Annotated in this window: 12 protein-coding genes; 4 read left to right on the forward strand and 8 right to left on the reverse strand. The window is 59.3% G+C overall.

All coding sequences use genetic code 11. From position 1 onward, the window contains the following. Positions 1-222 precede the first annotated feature (222 nt). On the reverse strand, positions 223-2,751 hold the full coding sequence (locus DXD49_RS07870; RefSeq protein WP_117794672.1) for a phosphoketolase: 2,529 nt from the start codon (positions 2,749-2,751) through the stop codon (positions 223-225). A 204-nt stretch (positions 2,752-2,955) separates the two neighbouring features. Beyond that, positions 2,956-3,984 carry a LacI family DNA-binding transcriptional regulator gene (locus tag DXD49_RS07875; RefSeq protein WP_055252182.1) on the reverse strand — a complete coding sequence of 343 codons (1,029 nt, stop codon included), beginning with the start codon at positions 3,982-3,984 and terminating at the stop codon, positions 2,956-2,958. A gap of 183 nt (positions 3,985-4,167) precedes the next feature. Here DXD49_RS07875 and murB point away from each other — a divergent pair, with 183 nt between their 5' ends. Beyond that, positions 4,168-5,130: a UDP-N-acetylmuramate dehydrogenase gene (murB, locus tag DXD49_RS07880; RefSeq protein ID WP_055252181.1), complete on the forward strand. Its 963-nt coding sequence runs from the start codon at positions 4,168-4,170 to the stop codon at positions 5,128-5,130. A gap of 228 nt (positions 5,131-5,358) precedes the next feature. Here murB and DXD49_RS07885 read toward each other — a convergent pair whose 3' ends face one another. Continuing rightward, the gene (locus DXD49_RS07885) at positions 5,359-6,564 is read right to left on the reverse strand and encodes a hypothetical protein (RefSeq protein ID WP_117794673.1); all 1,206 of its coding nucleotides are present in this window, start codon (positions 6,562-6,564) and stop codon (positions 5,359-5,361) included. A 266-nt stretch (positions 6,565-6,830) separates the two neighbouring features. On the opposite strand from DXD49_RS07885, the gene galE reads away from it, so the two are divergent. The 3 genes from galE to glgP all read left to right on the forward strand — a co-directional run bounded on the left by galE (position 6,831) and on the right by glgP (position 12,015). Then, the gene (galE, locus tag DXD49_RS07890) at positions 6,831-7,892 is read left to right on the forward strand and encodes a UDP-glucose 4-epimerase GalE (RefSeq protein WP_117794674.1); all 1,062 of its coding nucleotides are present in this window, start codon (positions 6,831-6,833) and stop codon (positions 7,890-7,892) included. 209 nt (positions 7,893-8,101) lie between these two features. Then, the gene (malQ, locus tag DXD49_RS07895) at positions 8,102-9,619 is read left to right on the forward strand and encodes a 4-alpha-glucanotransferase (RefSeq protein WP_233541776.1); all 1,518 of its coding nucleotides are present in this window, start codon (positions 8,102-8,104) and stop codon (positions 9,617-9,619) included. Positions 9,620-9,747: 128 nt separating this feature from the next. After that, positions 9,748-12,015, forward strand: coding sequence for a glycogen/starch/alpha-glucan family phosphorylase (gene glgP / locus DXD49_RS07900; protein ID WP_117794676.1), 2,268 nt, complete (start codon positions 9,748-9,750; stop codon positions 12,013-12,015). A 536-nt stretch (positions 12,016-12,551) separates the two neighbouring features. Here the strand turns inward: glgP and DXD49_RS07905 are convergent. The 5 genes from DXD49_RS07905 to DXD49_RS07925 all read right to left on the reverse strand — a co-directional run bounded on the left by DXD49_RS07905 (position 12,552) and on the right by DXD49_RS07925 (position 17,943). Next, entirely contained in the window at positions 12,552-13,751 is a 1,200-nt protein-coding gene (locus tag DXD49_RS07905; protein WP_117794677.1) for an ABC transporter ATP-binding protein, read from the reverse strand. Between the two features lie 68 nt (positions 13,752-13,819). Next, positions 13,820-14,659 (reverse strand): carbohydrate ABC transporter permease, encoded by an 840-nt coding sequence (locus tag DXD49_RS07910; protein ID WP_117584245.1) that lies wholly within the window; start codon positions 14,657-14,659, stop codon positions 13,820-13,822. Further along, positions 14,659-15,513, reverse strand: coding sequence for a carbohydrate ABC transporter permease (locus DXD49_RS07915; RefSeq protein WP_099432301.1), 855 nt, complete (start codon positions 15,511-15,513; stop codon positions 14,659-14,661). Before DXD49_RS07915 ends, DXD49_RS07910 begins: the two co-directional genes overlap by 1 nt. Before the next feature lie 87 nt (positions 15,514-15,600). Next, on the reverse strand, positions 15,601-16,917 hold the full coding sequence (locus DXD49_RS07920; RefSeq protein WP_055252173.1) for an ABC transporter substrate-binding protein: 1,317 nt from the start codon (positions 16,915-16,917) through the stop codon (positions 15,601-15,603). A gap of 306 nt (positions 16,918-17,223) precedes the next feature. Further along, positions 17,224-17,943 (reverse strand): GntR family transcriptional regulator, encoded by a 720-nt coding sequence (locus DXD49_RS07925; RefSeq protein WP_117743782.1) that lies wholly within the window; start codon positions 17,941-17,943, stop codon positions 17,224-17,226. Positions 17,944-18,034: the final 91 nt, after the last annotated feature.

The raw sequence follows: 18,034 nt of genomic DNA on the forward strand, positions 1-18,034 counted from the left end.
GGCCCCGGCAATGTAATTTTGGCTGACCATAGTTAGGTGCGCGGTCTCCAAGGCAGCAACAGTCAAGTCCCCATTACATTAAAAAATATCAGTCCCCGCAGATCGAAACGGTCGAGAGGGCCGCCTCCGGGCGGGCGCCTTCCTCTGAGAAGTTCGCGAAGCCCACTTCTCAGAGGAAGGCGCCCGCCCGGAGGCGGCCCCAGCGCGAGGCCGTCCCGGATGCTATTCGTTGTCGCCGGCAGTTAGCTGCGTTGCGGAGAGCGCGCCGTCGGCTGCGGTTGCGGCAGCGGCGTCGGGCCAGACCCAGTCGGTAAAGGCCGGGTGATCGAAGCCCTCGTCGCACGCGAACTCAAAGGCCTCGGTGCGGAAGGCCTCCCACTCATCAATCTGCTCGGCAAACTTATCGGCGTCGACCATGCGCAGCACGTCGGCGGCCAGGGCCCAACGATCCATGTTGTTCAGGCGCAGCATGTCGAACGGCGTGGTCGTGGAGCCCTTCTCCTCGTAGCCGTGGACGCGGAACGCGTCGTGTCCGGGGCGGTTCCAGATCAGGCGGCGAATCGTGCCGGCATAGGCGTGGAACGCGAAGAGCACGGGCTTCTCGCCGCAGCCAAACAGCTCAGCCCAGCGCTCGTCGCTTATAGCCTGGTCGTTCTCGCAGACGTTCTGAATCTTGAGCAGATCGACCACGTTGACGAACCATACCTTAATGCCCAGCTCGCGCAGCATATCGGTTGCAGCCAGAGCCTCGAGCGTCGGCACGTCGCCACACGTGGCGACCACGACGTCGGCCTCGCCGAGCGAGTCGGCGGTCGATGCCCACTCCCAATTTGCGACGCCCTCGGCGAGCTCGGCCTTTGCCTCGTCGACCGTCTGGAAGGTCGGGGCGGGCTGCTTGCCGCAGAAGATGGCGTTGACGCAGTCGGTGGACTGGTAGACGCGCTCGGCCACGGCGAGAGCCATGTTAGCGTCGGCCGGATAGTAAGCGTTCACGATATGCGTGTCGTTGGCCTTGTTGAGCAGCAGGTCGATAAAGCCAGGATCCTGGTGCGAGAAGCCGTTGTGGTCCTGACGCCAAACATGGCTCGACAGCAAAATGTTGAGGCCGCTGATGGGGGCACGCCACGGAATCTCGCGCTTGGTAGCCTCGAGCCACTTGCAGTGCTGGTTGACCATGGAGTCGACCACATGGACAAAGCTCTCGTAGGAGCTCCACACGCCGGAGCGGCCGGTGAGCACATAGGCCTCGAGGAAGCCCTCGCACTGGTGCTCGGACAGCTGCTCGACAACCTTGCCGGAGCCAGCGAGCAGCTCGTCGTTGGCCTCGTCCTCGTAGAAGCCGGCATCCCACTGCTTCTTGGTCACCTTATAAGCGGCCTGCAGGCGGTTGGACGCGGTCTCGTCGGGACCGAAGATGCGGAAGTCGTCCATGTTCTTGGCCAGAACGTCGGCAGTGTACTCACCAAAGACGCGGGCAGCCTCGGTGGAGCCCCAACCATGGCCCTTCTCGGCGACGGGAATCTCGTGGGCGTGGATATCGGGCAGCTCGAGCTCGCGACGCACCTTGCCGCCGTTCGCGTTGGGGTTGGCGCCAATACGCAGCTCGCCGGTCGGCATAAAGGCCGTTACCTCGGGGCGCACCTGGCCCTCGGGCGTAAAGAGCTCCTCGGGCTTGTAGGAGCGCAGCCACTCGCGCAGCACGCGGAAGTGCTCGTGAGTGTCCTTGGCGCTTGCCAGCGGCACCTGATGGGCGCGCCAGGAGTCCTCGGTCTTCTTGCCGTCGATCTGCTTGGGGCAGGTCCAACCCTTGGGCGTACGGAACACAATCATGGGGTAGGCCGGGCGGACCACGGTCTCGCCCGCGGCAGCCTGGGCCTGCGCGGTGGCCTTGATGTCACAAATCTCGTCAAAGACCTGCTCAAACAGGGCGGCAAAGCGCTCATGGATGCTTGCGTGGCTCTCGTCGTCAAAGCCGGCGATAAAGAAGTGCGGCTTATAGCCCATACCCTCAAAGAACTTGATGAGCTCTTCGTCGGACACGCGGGCGAGGATGGTGGGGTTGGCGATCTTGTAGCCGTTGAGGTGCAGGATCGGCAGGACGATACCGTCGGTTGCCGGGTTCACGAGCTTGTTGGACTGCCAAGAAGTCGCGAGCGGACCGGTCTCGGACTCGCCGTCGCCCACCACGGCCACGGCCAGCAGGCTCGGGTTGTCCATGACGGCACCGTAAGCGTGGCTGAGCGTGTAGCCGAGCTCGCCGCCCTCGTGGATGGAACCGGGCGTCTCGGGCGCAAAGTGGCTCGGGATGCCGCCGGGATAGGAGAACTGGCGGAAGAACTTCTGCAGGCCGGCCTCGTCATTGGTGATGTCGGGGCGGATCTCGCGGTAAGTACCGTCGAGCAGCGACTGAGCGGTGCCGGCGGGGCCACCGTGACCCGGGCCCATCAAGAAAATGGCGTTCTGGTTGTGATCGGCAATAAGGCGGTTGACGTGGCCGAACAGGAAGTTGATGCCGGGCGTGGTGCCCCAGTGACCAACCAGGCGATGCTTGACGTCCGGACGACCGAAGTCGCGCGCCTCGCCAGTCTTATCGTCGACAAAGTCAGCGCGCATCAGCGGGTTGGAGCGAAGGTAGATCTGACCGACGGACAGGTAGTTCGAAGCGCGCCAATACAGATCGACACCCTCGAGCTCGGAAGCCGGCACCTCGTGCCCCAGCTTTTGCCACGGCGTCCCCAGTGTTTTAGCCATTGTTTATGTCCCTTCGCTGCGCGGTCACCCTCCGATACGGCAACCATTCGTTGGGACTAGTATATTTGCTAAAACGTTTTATCATGGTGAAAAAACGTTTTACCATCTCTATCAAACACGCCAATTGGCAAAACGCAACATTCACCTGCGGCATTGCCTGTCACAGATGCTCCACATTCGATCTTCTCGAATTGATAAACATGTTTAGTTGTATTTAGTAAGTTCTAGAACGCTGCCCTTCACAATGAGAGCAGGCTCCAGAACCACTTCTTCGGCACGCCTGCCGCCCTTGCCGGCAAGACGTTTGGACATGCAACCAAAGGCATGCTCGGCAAGCACGCCCGGATCCTGCTCGATCGCGGTCAGCGCCGGCTCAAAGAGAACGTCGGCAGCCGAGTTGTCATAGCTCACCACCGAGATATCGCCCGGGATGCTCTTCCCCATCTCGTGCAAGCGCTTGAGCAAACCGAGGGCGATGTTGTCCGAACTTGCGAACACGGCGGTGGCATCGGTTGCGAGCACCGCCTCCGAGGCCTCGTAGGCACTCGGAATGTAGTACTCGCTCTCGAACTCCAAGCGCGCGTCGATGGGCAGGCCAACCTCGCGCAGCGCGCGTTCATAGCCGGCAAGTCGCTTGCGGCCCGTATTGGAGCGACGCGCGTTAACCAGGCAGGCGATGCGACGGTGGCCCTGCTCAATCAGATATCGGGTAGCCATGTAGCCACCCATCTCGTGGTCAAACATCACCTTGTCGCACTCGAGCCCCTCAATGGCACGGTCGACCATTACAGCCGGGATGGGCAGGTGGCTGACTTCTTCGCGCAGGGCGCGGTCGTCGGAGAACTCGTCACCTACCACCAGGAAGACGCCATCAACGCCGCGCGTCACCAGCTGGCGCAGCAGCTCCAGATCGTCATCGGCGCTTCCGCCCGAGCTGGTAATAAAGAGCGCGTAGCCGTCCTCGCGGCAGCGCTTTTCCAAGCTGCCGGCGAGCGAGGCGAAAAAGCGGCTCTCGATGTTGGGGACGATAAGGCCCAGGGTGCGCGACTCGCGCATGACCAGGCTGCGCGCGATCTGGTTGGGAACATAGTGATTGCGCGCCGCAACCTCCTTGATGAGTTTGCGGTTTTCTTCCGAGATGCGACAGGGCCGATTATTGAGAACAAGCGAGACCGACGAAGGGGAAAGCCCCACCTCTTGGGCAATCTGCTTGAGGGTGACTTTGTTGGCCATCTCGCTCCTTCCGGGTTTACGCGCAATCTCTTGAAAGTATAGCGACTGCCCCTCTACCTCGATGATAAACACTTTATCAATCCGGTGGACGGCAGTTTTATCGCCGCCAGCGCACCAAATACATCCGGGTGGGGTATATTGCAATCGATTGATGAGAACGACCACCAAAAGGCGGATATTCGTATGCACGAGAACGACTTTTTTAACGAGGACCTGCTGTGCGCGCTCGCTGGCGTTGCCGGCGAGGACAACGTGTTGATGAGCGAGCCCATGCGCGAGCACACCACGTTTAAGATCGGTGGCCCGGCCGATGTCTTTGTCACGCCCGATACCGAGCAGGGCCTCGTCGCCACGCTTGACACCTGCTATCGCTGTGATCTGCCGCTCACCATCGTGGGCAACGGCTCGGACCTGCTCGTCGGAGACAAGGGCATCCGCGGCGTCGTCGTGGCGCTGGGCGAGGGCCTCTCCGACATTACGGTCGACGGCACGCACGTCACGGCGGCAGCCGGCGCCCTGCTTTCCGATGTCGCCGCGGCAGCAGCCGAGGCCGGCCTCACCGGCATGGAGCCCATCTCGGGCATCCCCGGATCGGTCGGCGGCGCCTGCTACATGAACGCCGGTGCCTATGGTGCCTGCATGGCCGATGTGCTGGAGTCTGTGCGTGTCTACAAGCCCGCCCGCATGTTCGACGACGGCACCCGCGGCAGCGGCAACATCATCGAGTTCGATGTCGATGAGCTCAACCTGGGCTATCGCAAGAGCCGCATTGCCGACGACGGCTTCATCGTTCTTTCGGCCACCTTCAATCTCGCCCCGGGCAACGCCGCGATGATCAAGGCCGACATGGACGACTACCGCCAGCGCCGCGAGGACAAGCAGCCGCTCGACATGCCGAGCGCCGGCTCCACCTTCAAGCGCCCCGAGGGCTACTTTGCCGGCAAGCTCATCATGGACGCCGGCCTGCGCGGCCATGCCGTCGGCGGTGCGCAGGTAAGCGAGAAGCACTGCGGTTTCATCGTCAACGCCGACCACGCCACCGCCGCCGATGTCGACGAACTCATCCGCCACATCCAAACAACCGTCAAAGACCAATTCGGAGTAGACCTAGAACCCGAAGTTCACCGAGTAGGCGAATTCCTCTAACAAAGAAGGCCCCGAAAGGGGCCTTCGCCATATTTATTCAGATAAACCAGTCCGGTATGTGACGTATTGGACCCGAGAGGTCCATAGCTGCCCGAAAGACATTAGGTTGATCGCAAGTTCCGCACGAGCCGGAGAGCACTTAATGTGCTCTCCGTGCGAGCAGGACTGTCCAAGCAGGCAACCTAATGCCTTTCGGGCAGCCACGGACCAACTTACTTCAAACCGCAGTTACGACAGCACCACGCCGCCAAGCCAGCCCCAACGCACGCCAGAGCCAGTGCCATAGAAGCTAATAAACGAGTCAAGCGACTTAGACGTAATGGCACCCTCGTTGCTCATAACGATGCCGCCGCCAACGTAGATACCCACATGACCGTAGATAAGACCCGGAGCACCCGTGCCGCTGTGCGAGGAGTCGGCCACGATCATGCCCACCTGCAGCGCCGAGCGGTCGGAGCTATAGCACCAGGCGTTAAACATATCGCACGCGTTACCGCCAAAGTAGCCAACGCCGGCGTTGCGGAAGACGTTGGTAACCCACGCTGCGCACCAGTTCTGACCCGGGGAAGGCGTGGAGTAGCACGCGTTGACGACGGCCTGCTGCTTGCCCGATCCGGCATTCTGCTGCGGAGTTCCGGGAGCATACGATCCGCCACCCGAGCTCGAACCGCCCGAGTAGGAATTGTTCTTGTTCGCGGCGGCGGCAGCGGCGGCGGCCTTCCTGGCAGCCTCCTCGGCCTGGGCGGCAGCGAGGATCTCGGAATCGCGCTGAGCCATGAGCTCCTTGACGTCGTCGGAAAGACCGTTCAGCACGGTCTGGACTTCTTGCTGCTTGGCCTGCATATCCTGCATCTGAGCCGTCTGCTGGTCCTTGAGCTTCTCCAAGTCGGCCTTTTGTGCTTCGAGCTCGGTCTTCTGTGCGTCGAGCTCAGCCTGAATCGTCTGGATATCCTCGATGGCATCGCGGTCGCTCTTGTTAATCTTCTCAACGTAATGCGCGTTGGCGACGAGTTCCTCAAACGAGCCAGAGGCCAGCAGCAGCGACAGGATGTTCGTGCCGCCGGACTTGTAGCTGGCGGCCACGCGATCGGAAAGGTCGTTGCGCTTCTTCTTGAGCTCGGCCTTCTTTTCATCGATCTGGGCCTGCGTGTCGTCAATCTTGCCCTGGACATTCTCGATGTCGTTGAGGGTCTGGGCATTCTTGTTGGCCAGCGCCGCGTATTCATTTGCGATGCTGTCGAGCTGGGCCTGAACCTCGTCGAGCTGGGCCTGGGCGGCATTCAATTTATCGGTGGTTTCTTTGGAAGCCTCCGCCGCATGGGCGCGAGTGGGCAGGCCAAAAAGAACTGCCGCAGAAGCGGCGCCGAACAGGGCCTTAAGGGCAGTGCGGCGCGAGAGCTCCTGGGAAAGGATGGAATCGCTGTTTGGTGACATATGTACTCCGTTACATGCTTATTTATATGTCGCTCAACTCATACATATTAGCGTACATATGGCGCGTCCCAACGATTTCCACGAACGGCAGGAAACTACAAGGTCGGCGGCTCGTAAGCAATTGTCAAATTTGAGGTAACAATTGAGCAAGCTCTTATATGAGTACGTTAACATAATCCTCTGCTTTTCCTACAGTGCACCATTTGGGCGTCCCCACCTGCGCTATACTCCCCTCTAGAAGTGTTCCTGATTCGATAGGAGACTACATGTCCAAAGCACTCGACCCCAAAGGCACCTGCGTCCTCGTTACCGGTGGCGCCGGCTTTATCGGCTCGCACACCGTCGTTCAGCTGCTCGAGGGTGGCTACCAGGTCGTCATCGTCGATGATCTCTCCAACTCCAGCGCCGTCGCCGTCGACCGCGTCAAGACCATCGTGGGCGACGAGGCCGCCAAGAACCTCACCTTCTACGAGGCCAACGTGCTCGACCGCGATGCGATGAACAAGATCTTCGATACCCATCAGATCGACCGTGTCATCCACTTTGCCGGCTTTAAGGCCGTCGGCGAGTCGGTGAGCAAGCCCGTCGAGTACTACCACAACAACATCGAGAACACCCTGGTGCTCATCGACGTCATGCGCAACCATGGCTGCAAGTCCATCATCTTCTCGAGCTCCTCGACCGTCTACGGCGACCCGGACAACCCGCCCGTCACCGAGGAAGATCCCAAGAAGCCCGCAACCAACCCCTATGGCTGGACCAAGTGGATGATCGAGCAGATCCTTATGGACGTCCACACCGCCGACCCCGAGTGGGACGTCGTGCTGCTCCGTTACTTCAACCCCATCGGCGCTCATCCGTCGGGCCTGATCGGCGAGGACCCCAAGGGCACCCCCAACAACCTGGTGCCCTATGTCGCCCAGGTCGCCGTGGGCAAGCTCGAGGCCGTTCAGGTCTTTGGCAACGACTACCCCACCCCCGACGGCACCGGCGTGCGCGACTACATCCACGTGTGCGATCTGGCCTCTGGTCACGTTGCCGCCCTTAACTGGATGAACGGCAAGACCGGCGTCGAGATCTTTAACCTGGGTACCGGCACCGGCACCTCGGTACTCGAGGTCGTCGCCGCCTTCTCCAAGGCTTGTGGCAAGGAGCTGCCCTACGTGATCCGCGAGCGCCGCGCCGGCGACATCGCTGCCAACTGGTGCGATGCCTCCAAGGCCGAGCGCATGATGGGCTGGAAGGCCCAGTACGACATCGCGGACATGTGCCGCGATAGCTGGAACTGGCAGAGCCACAACCCCAACGGCTTCGCCGACGCCGAGTAGCAAAAACCTACATACCGTTCTTGCCCCGATCTCACGTTGTGAGGTCGGGGCTTTTTTCATGGCATGTAGCCATTCGCCGAAAATCGACCAACTTTTTTATCTTGCCTGTACATGTTTAAACAACATGTTTTACAATAGGCGTATCGAATCAGAACATCGGAGGCGGACTGCACACCCATCGGCAGGCCGACCCCACAACAAGAAGGTTGGTGAGCGCATTCATGGAGCGTGCAAGCGGCGTCCTCATGCCCGTCTCATCTCTGCCCGGACCATACGGAATCGGCGGCTTTGGCTGGAATGCCTACGACTTCGTCGATTTTCTCGCCTCGTGCAAACAACATTACTGGCAGATTCTGCCCCTTACGACGACCAGCTATGGCGATTCGCCTTATCAGTCGTTCTCGGCCCGCGCAGGCAACCCCAACTTTATCGACTTTGCCGAGCTTATCGAGGCAGGGTATCTGGAGCAGCGCGATATCGATGGCGTGTATCTGGGATCCGACCCCAGCAATGTCGACTACGGTGCTATCTTTGGCGGCCGCCGTCAGATTCTCGACCGCGCCGCCGAGCGCTTTGCTGCCGACAAGCCGGCCGATTTCGATGACTTTATCCAGGCCAACGAGGACTGGCTCATCCCCTACTGTGAGTTCATGACCGTCAAAGAGGAGTGCGGTCTCAAGGCGTTTTGGGAGTGGCCCGCGGAGCTCCGCACCCGCGGCGAGGCTTCCGCCAAGGTCTGCGCCGACCATCCGGCGCGTATGCTCTACCACCAGATGACGCAGTACTTCTTCGATCGCCAGTGGAGCCGCCTCAAGGCCTATGCCAACGAGCGCGACATTCTCATCATCGGCGACCTGCCCATCTATGTCTCGCGTGACTCCGTCGAGATGTGGGCGACACCTGAGCTCTTTAAGATCGACGCCGCCGGCAATCCCGTGAGCGTCGCCGGCACGCCGCCCGACCAGTTCTCGGCCACCGGCCAGTACTGGGGCAACCCCATCTACGACTGGGACGCCATGGAGGCCGACGGCTTCTCCTGGTGGGAGGGCCGCATTCGCGCCGCCCTCGACATGTACGACGTCATCCGCCTGGATCACTTCCGCGGCTTCGAGGCCTATTGGGAGGTGCCGTTCTCCTCGCCTGATTCGTCCTACGGTTCGTGGACGCAGGGTCCCGGCCTCAAGCTCTTCAAGACACTCGAGGAAAAGCTCGGCACGCTGCCCATCATCGCCGAGGACCTGGGCTTCCTCACCCCCGGCGTCATCGATATGCGCGACAACTCGGGCTTCCCCGGCATGAAGATCCTGCAGTTTGCCTTTGAGGGCACCAACTCGTACTACCTGCCGCACAACTACATTGCCAACACCGTCGCCTACGTGGGCACTCACGACAACGAGACGGCACGCGGCTGGTTTGAAGGAACGGCTACCCCGCGTCAGCGCGAGCAGACAGCCCTGTACACCCATCAGCAGGCCGGCGAACCCATCTCCGACGCGCTCAACCGAACCATCGCAGCCAGCGTGAGCGACACGTGCATCTACACCATGCAGGACCTGCTCAACTTGAGCAACGAGGCGCGCATCAACACCCCTGCCACGCTGGGCGGCAACTGGACCTGGCGCATGCTCGACGGCGCCATCACCCGCGAGCTCGAGCACAAACTCACCGACTGGACCGAGACCTACTTCCGCATCCCGTCGGAAGCCGAAATCGAGCTTCCTCAATAGGAGCTACCGCGCCCGACCCCTCCCCACCGTGCGGACGCGCTTGCTTACCCGCGCGAGGCCACCCCAATCCCCTCGCGCGGGATTCTTATGAATTGCAGACATGTAATCAACCCATTACAGGAGGAAACATGCCCCAAATTAACCTCATGGAACTCGCCGAGCAGTCTTTTGGCACCTCGCTCGAGCAGCTCGACGACCGTCGCATTTACAAGCTGCTGGTCAAACTCGTGCAGGAGCGCTCCGCCGCCTGCCCGCTCAACAACGGCAAGAAAAAGCTCTATTACATTTCCGCCGAATTTTTGATCGGCAAGCTGCTCATCAACAACATGATCGACCTCGGCATCTACGACGAGGTTAAGGACCAGCTCACCGCCGCAGGCCACGACCTCAACAAGATCGAGGAGTTCGAGGTCGAGCCGTCGCTCGGCAACGGCGGCCTGGGCCGCCTGGCCGCATGCTTCCTGGATTCCATCGCCACGCTGGGCTTGACCGGCGATGGCGTGGGCCTCAACTATCACTACGGCCTGTTCCGTCAGCGCTTTGTCGACAACCAGCAGAAGGCCGTCCCCGACGAGTGGCTCGGTGAGCAGGACATCCTAGTCGACGACGACCGCTCCTACACCGTCGAGTTCGGCGATTTTGCCGTTACCTCCAAGCTCGTCAACATCGACGTGCCCGGTTACGGCCAGCCCACCAAGAACCGTCTGCGCCTGTTCGACCTGGCGAGCGTCGACGACGGCCTGGTCCCCGGCAGCTCCATCGACTTCGACAAGACCGAGATCGCCAAAAACCTCACCTTGTTCCTCTACCCCGACGATTCCGACGAGCAGGGCCGCCTGCTTCGCATCTACCAGGAATACTTCATGGTGAGCAACGCCGCCCAGCTCCTAATCGACGAGGCCATCGAGCGCGGCAGCAACCTGCACGATCTGGCCGACTACGCCGTGGTCCAAATTAACGACACGCACCCCACCATGGTCATCCCCGAGCTCATTCGCTTGCTCACCACCGAGCATGGCATCGAGTTTGACGAGGCCGTGACCATCGTACGCTCCATGGTCGCCTACACTAACCACACGATTCTTGCCGAGGCGCTCGAGAAGTGGCCGCTCGTCAGCCTGCAGAAGGTCTCCCCTGCCATCGCCGACATTATCGTCAAGCTCGATGAGATCGCGAAGGCCGAGCACGATGACCCGCGCGTCGCCGTCATCGACGAATACGACACCGTCCACATGGCCCACATGGACATCCACTTTGGCTTCTCCATCAACGGCGTAGCCGCCCTCCACACCAAGATACTTGAGGACACCGAGCTTCATCCGTTCTACGAGATCTATCCCGAGAAGTTCTCCAACAAGACCAACGGCATCACCTTCCGCCGCTGGATCCATGGTGCCAACCCCGCGCTCGCCAGCCTGCTCGACGATGTGATCGGCACCGATTGGCGCAGCACCGGCGATCTGAGCAAGCTCGCCGAATTCGCCGACGACAAGGACGTTCTTGAGCGCCTGGCTGCCACCAAAGTCGAGGCCAAGAGCATCATGCGCCAGTTCATGGCGCTCGAGCAGGGCGTGACCATTCCCTCCAACGCCATCATCGATGTTCAGGTCAAGCGCATCCACGAGTATAAGCGCCAGCAGATGCTCGCGCTCTACATCATCTGGAAGTATCTCGACATCAAGAACGGCAACAAGCCCGCTCACCCCGTCACCATCATCTTTGGCGGCAAGGCGGCACCTGCCTACACCATCGCCCAGGACATCATTCACCTGATCCTGACGCTGTCGCAGTGGATTGCAAACGACCCCGACGTGGCGCCCTACCTGCAGGTTGTCATGATCGAGAACTATAACGTCACCGCCGCCGAGCGCGTGATCCCCGCCGCTGACATCTCCGAGCAGATCAGCCTGGCCTCCAAGGAGGCAAGCGGCACCTCCAACATGAAGTTCATGCTCAACGGCGCCCTAACCCTGTGCACGCTCGACGGTGCCAACGTGGAGATTGCCGAGCTCGTGGGCGACGAGAACATCTACACCTTTGGCGCCTCGTCCAAGCAGGTCGAGCAGCTCTACGCCGACGGCACCTACGATGCCGGCGCACTCTACCGCAAGCCCGGCATCAAACTGCTGGTGGACTTCATCACCAACCCCGCCTTTATGGCGACCGGCAACGCGGAGCGCCTGCAGCGTCTGCACGACGACATCAAGGGCAAGGACTGGTTCATGGCCCTACTCGACATTGAGGAGTACATCCAGACCAAGGAGCGCGTGCTGGCCGACTACGAGGACCAGGACGCTTGGATGCGCAAGGCGCTCATCAATATCGCCAACGCCGGCACCTTCTCGTCCGACCGTACGATCTCCCAGTACAACGACGAGATCTGGCACCTGAGCTAGCTCATTCCCCTTACCCATCCTCTTGAGAAACGGAGTCGTGGCAACACGGCTCCGTTTTTTGTGCCCGCACGTTACCCTGTGACCCGACTCTGCCTAACAATCTCGATCTGTAACAACTAGCCAGCAGAATTGGCACCGCCCGTTACAGAACGAGACAATCAAAACCGTCCATCTGAGTTCATCTCAATCTGTAACATCTGGCACCTAAAATTGGTTCTTCCTGTTACAGATCGAGACAAACGGAATCGTCCCGCAGCAATATCTCAATCTGTAACATCTAGCAGCTGAAATTCGTCTTTGGTGTTACAGATTTAGATGAAATGGTTAGCTCAGCGGAACCGTCTCGATCTGTAACATCTAACGTCCGAAATCGGCCCCACCTGTTACAGATCGAGACAAACGACCGGCCAGACAGCCCCAACACAAAGAAAGGCTCCCCTCTCGCCCAGTGGACGGGAGGGAAGCCTTATATGTGACCGCGGCAAAAGGATGGCAATACCGCAGTCGCCCAAAGGGAGGGTCTGGATGCACCGGGCCTAGATAAGGTTCTTGCCAGAGACCTTATCGAAGAGGTGGGTCGCGTTCTTCTCGAACTTGAACCAGATGGGGTCGCCCGCCTTGAGCGCGCCCTTGGCCTCGAGGTCGACGACGGGGATAATCAGGACAAACTGGCCGTCGGGAGCGGTCACGTGGACATGCTCGGTCGAGCCCATGAGCTCGGTCACCTCGACGGTGCCCTGGAGCGCACCCTCCTCGCCCTTGTCGGCAAGCAGGATCTGCTCGGGACGCACGCCGGCCGTAATCTCCTTCACGTCGCCGCCGTCCCAGTTGAGGGCAAGCCGTGCGCAAGTCTCGGGGGCGAGCGCCACGTTCATATCCTCGGTCTTGACGGTAAAGCCGTTGCCCGAGCGCACCAGCTGGGCATCGAAGAAGTTCATCTGCGGCACGCCGATGAAGCCGGCGACGAAGATGTTCGCGGGATGGTTGAAGACCTCCTGCGGCGTGGCGATCTGCTGGACGACGCCGTCCTTCATGACCACGATACGGTCGCCGAGGGTCATAGCCTCGGTCTGGTCGTGGGTAACGTAGATGAAGGTACCCTTGATCTCGTGACGCAGCTTAATGAGCTCGGCGCGCATCTGGTTACGCAACTTGGCGTCCAGGTTGGACAGCGGCTCGTCCATCAGGAAGACCTTGGGGTCACGCACGATGGCTCGGCCGATGGCGACGCGCTGACGCTGACCGCCCGAAAGCGCCTTGGGCTTACGGTCGAGGTACTCGGTAATACCCAGGATCTCGGCAGCGGAGCGGACCTTGCGGTCGATCTCGTCCTTGGGGACTTTCTTGAGCTCGAGCGTAAACGCCATGTTCTCGTACACCGTCATATTGGGATACAGAGCATAGCTCTGGAACACCATGGCGATGTCGCGGTCCTTGGGAGCGACGTCGTTGACGCGCTTGCCATCGATGAGCACATCGCCCGAGGTGATGTCCTCCAGGCCGGCGATCATGCGCATCGTCGTGGACTTACCGCAGCCAGAGGGGCCAACGAGGACGATGAACTCCTGGTCGTGAACGGTGAGGTTGAAGTCCTCTACAGCAAGCACACCGTCCTCGGTAACCTTAAGGTTGTGCTTCTTCTCCTCGGTCTTCTTCTTTTTGCCAAAGAAGCCCTTCTTTTTTGACTCGTTGTTGGGATACACCTTCTGAACATGTTTGAGAACGATCTCGGCCATGTCTTTACCTTTCGATACGCGGCGCCGCGCTGAGGGGCGCCGCCAAAACTTGCAAAACAGTTACGGCATCAGCCCTTGACGGCACCTGCCACAACGCCGTCAATGATGTACTTCTGGCAGAAGATGTACATGATGACGATGGGGATGACGACCATCATGATGCATGCCATCATGGGGCCGAGCTCGACGTGGCCATAGCCGCCACGGAAGTACTGGATCAAGATAGGAATGGTCTTGTACTTGGTGGAGTCGAGCGTAAGGTAGGGCAGCAGATAGTCGTTCCAGACCCACATGGTCTCAAGGATACCGACCGAAAGATAGGTGGGCTTCATAATGGGAAGGACGATCTTAAAGAACACCTGGACCGGGTTGCAGCCGTCGATCATGGCCGCCTCTTCGATCTCGAGCGGGATGTTCTTTACAAAGCCGGCGAACATAAAGACCGCGAGGCCCGCGCCAAAACCAAGGTAGATGAAGCAGATGTTAAACGGCGTGTTAAAGCCGATGCGGTCCGCGAGGTTGGACAGCGTGAACATGAGCATCTGGAAGGGCACGACCATCGAGAAGACGAACAGGTAATAGAAGAAGTTCGAGATCTTGCTGTTGACGCGCACCACGTACCAAGCGCACATGGAGCAGCACACCAAGATCAGCACGACCGACGTGACCGTGATGATGAGCGAATACATAAATGCCGAGGCAAAGCCCTGCTCGTTCAGAGCGTGCACGTAGTTTGCGAGGCCGTTGAACGTCTCGGGCGTGAGCAGATCGAACGCCGTGGTGGTGCTGATTGCGGTCGCTTTCTTAAAGGAATTGAGCGCAATCATGAACACGGGGTAGATCCATGCGAGCGACAGGATCGTAAAGAAGATCGAGAGCGCGCGGTTGATAGCCTTATCGCGTTTCATTACTGCTGCACCTCCTTGGACCTCGTGGCCTTAAGCTGGATCATAGAAATAGCGACAACCAGGATGCAGAAGATAACTGCCTTGGCCTGACCGATGCCCTGCCATGCGATGCCAGCACGCGAATAGAACGTGTTGTAGATGTTCAGGGCGAGCATCTCGGTGGAGTGCGCCGGGGCGCCACCGGTAAGGGCGAGGTTCTGGTCGAACAGCTTAAAGCCGTTGGTGATGGACAGGAACAGGCAGATGGTGATGGTCGGCATCAGGTTGGGGATCTTAACCTTCCAAAACGTCTGCCATGCCGTAGCGCCATCGACCTTGGCGGCCTCGATGTAGTCAGACGGGATGGACTGCAGACCGGCGATGTAGATGATCATCATGTAGCCGACCTGTTGCCACAGGGTCAGGATGATAAGGCCCCAGAAGCCAGCGGCGGAGTTGAGGGCGATAAGCTGGGCACCCACGTTGGAGAGCAGGCAGTTGATCAGAATCTGCCAAATGTAACCCAGCACAATGCCGCCGATCAGGTTAGGCATAAAGAAAATCGTACGGAAGATGTTGGTGCCCTTGAGCGCCTTGCGGGTGAGCGCCTGCGCAATGGCCAGCGCGATCACGTTGATGAGCACCGTCGACAGGAAGGCAAACGCCACGGTAAAGAAGAACGACGTGGAGAACTGCGGGTCGGTCAGTGCGCGCACGTAGTTCTCGATACCGACAAAGTGCGCGTTATTGATGGTAATAAACTGGCAGAACGAGAGATAGAAACCCTGGATAAAGGGAATCACGAACCCGATCATAAACGCCAGGCACGTGGGCAGCATAAAGAGCGGCCACCAGCGCTTGAGTGCTTTGCCCATAGAAGGGTCCTTTCAATATGCAGGGGGCGGGCAAACCTACGTCTGCCCGCCCCCTGTCGCTAATCAGATAGCTTGGGCAGCAACTGCTTACTCGGAAGCAGCCTTCTCGGTCTTCCAGCCATCGACGAAGGCATTCTTGACGCCGTCCCACTTGGTGTTGTCGGCAGCATAAGCGATGAGAGCCTGCTTGAGGTTCTTCTTCCACTCCTCAGAGGGGATGTAAACGAAGTCCCAAGCAACGGTCTTCTTGCCATCCTTGGCCATAGCAACGGCCTGCTGCGAGAAGACGTTGGTGGTCTCCTTAGCGCTCTTGAACGGGGCGGTCAGACCCATCTTGTCAGCGATGATGCTGGTGGCGGTGTCAGAAGTGACGCACCAATACATGAAGTCCTCGGTGGCCTTCTGGGCATCCTCGGAAGCCTGGGAGCTGACGCACCAGTAGTTCTCGCCGCCGGAGCACAGGCCCTGGTTCTCCTCGCCGTCGACGCCGATGTAGATCGGCAGCATGCCGAGCTGGTCGTCGGTCATACCGGCCTTGGTGAGGTCGGCGTAGGCCCAAGAGCCGTTCTGGTAGAAGACGGCCTTGCCGGTTGCGAACTCGTTAGTGGCGTCGTCACCGGTCTTGGAGGCGAGCTGCGAAGGATCGCAGGTGGAGTCGGTGATGTACAGGTCGAAGATCTGCTTAAAGTTGTCGAGATACTCGCCCTTGATCTCGTCGTCCTCCTGGTTGTGCTCCTTCTCGAACTCGTAGTAGAGCGGGAGGTTGGCGAGGTGGGTGGTGTAGCGCCAGCTGGAGGAGTCATCCATGCCGGCGGAAGTGAAGGCACCGTCAACGCCGAGCTCGTCCTTGCGGGCCTGGATGTCATCGGCGCAAGCCTTCAGCTTGTCGAAGGAGTTGATGTCCTCGGCCTTGTAGCCAGCCTTCTCGAGGAGCTCCTTGTTGTAGATGATGCCGTAGCTCTCCTGAACCCAGTCGATACCCAGATCCTTGCCGTCGGACTGCAGAGCCAGGGAGTCGTCGATGAGCTCGCCGCGGAGCTTGGTGTCGGACAGATCGGCGCAGTAATCCTTCCAGTTCTTAAGACCGGTGGGGCCGTTGACCTGGAACAGCGTCGGAGCGGAGCTCTTGGACATCTCGGACTTGAGCTTCTCCTCGTAGGTGTTGGAGGCGGCGGTCACGATCTTGACCTCGACGCCCTTCTCCTTCTTGTACGCCTTGGCGATCTCCTTCCACTCCTTGTCGACCTCGGGCTTGAACTGGAGGAAGTAGACCTCGGCAGCGTCACCAGAAGCAGAGGAGCCAGAGCCGGCAGAACCACCGCAGCCCACGAGGCCCAGACCAAGAACCGCAGCCGCGGAACCAGCAAAGCCCAGGAACTGCCTTCTGCTCATTTCGTTCTTCATTACAATCCACCCTTTCACACCGTGGCGGCACCCTTTGCCGCCGCCTTCGGAGATTGGCTCGGGGACTTTGCCCCTTTTGCTGATTTGTACAATACGCTATTTGGCTAGTTGTTTGAACAAGTATTACTAGAGCGGTAGAAAAACTTCGGTGAACGGTAATTTCGACTTGATACTTGACAAGTTTTGTATAAACAATTATTTATTATCGAATGCAGCGAAAACGCCCGGTCAAGCCGATGCATTGTCGGTTTGACCGGGCGTTTTCGCTTTGAGGGCATGAGTCTCGTCAGGCTGCGAGCTAGCCGGCTATCGCTTGGAGTTGACGCGGTAGTGGAAGATCTCGGGATGCGTGCGGGCATGCGTGACCTCGAACAAGATGCCGTCCGAGGTGTACGACTGGCTCTCCATGACGGCGACACAGTTGTATTTGCCAAGGTCCAAGTAGCTGCAGTCCTCATCGTTGGCGAGCTCGACACTCACCGTACGGCGGCTCGCCATCACTTTGATGCCGCGCTTGTGCTCCAGATAGTCGTAGATAGACTTCTCGGCGACCTCGGGCGTCAGGCCCTTGGCGATCGACTCCAAAAAGTAGCCGTGGTCCACCTGGCGAGCACTGCCGTTGAGGCTTCGGACACGCACTACACGAATCAGCTCCTCGCCCACCTTAAAGCCCAGGCGACGAGAAAGTTGCTCCGTGCAAATCAAATGTTCAAAAGACTTGACCTCGGTCGATGCGACGGCATTGTTGCGTTTTGCGAACTCGCCAAACGACTCAACCTCTTCGAGTGCGCCCAACATGTCGGTTTCGCCCTTAAGCCAAATAACGCGCACGCCCTTGCCGTGTATGGGCTGCACAAACATCCCGTCGGCCAGCATACCCAAGGCGCGACGGACAGTATTGCGAGTACATCCGAACTCCGCGGTCAACTCAGCTTCGGTTGGCAGCATCTCCTGAAACGCATAGGTCCCATTAATGATGCGCGAGCGTATTTCTCGGTAGATTCCTTCGTATATCGCTTTTGGCATTGTTTCACCTCTAATTAATATGTATGGCTAGGCACGATAGCATTTCTTTGGGTTGTTTAAACCGTCTATCGGCAAAGCACCGATTATTAAC

It is taken from the genome of Collinsella sp. TM05-38, from assembly GCF_003466445.1.
In the GTDB taxonomy this organism is placed as follows: Bacteria; Actinomycetota; Coriobacteriia; order Coriobacteriales; family Coriobacteriaceae; genus Collinsella.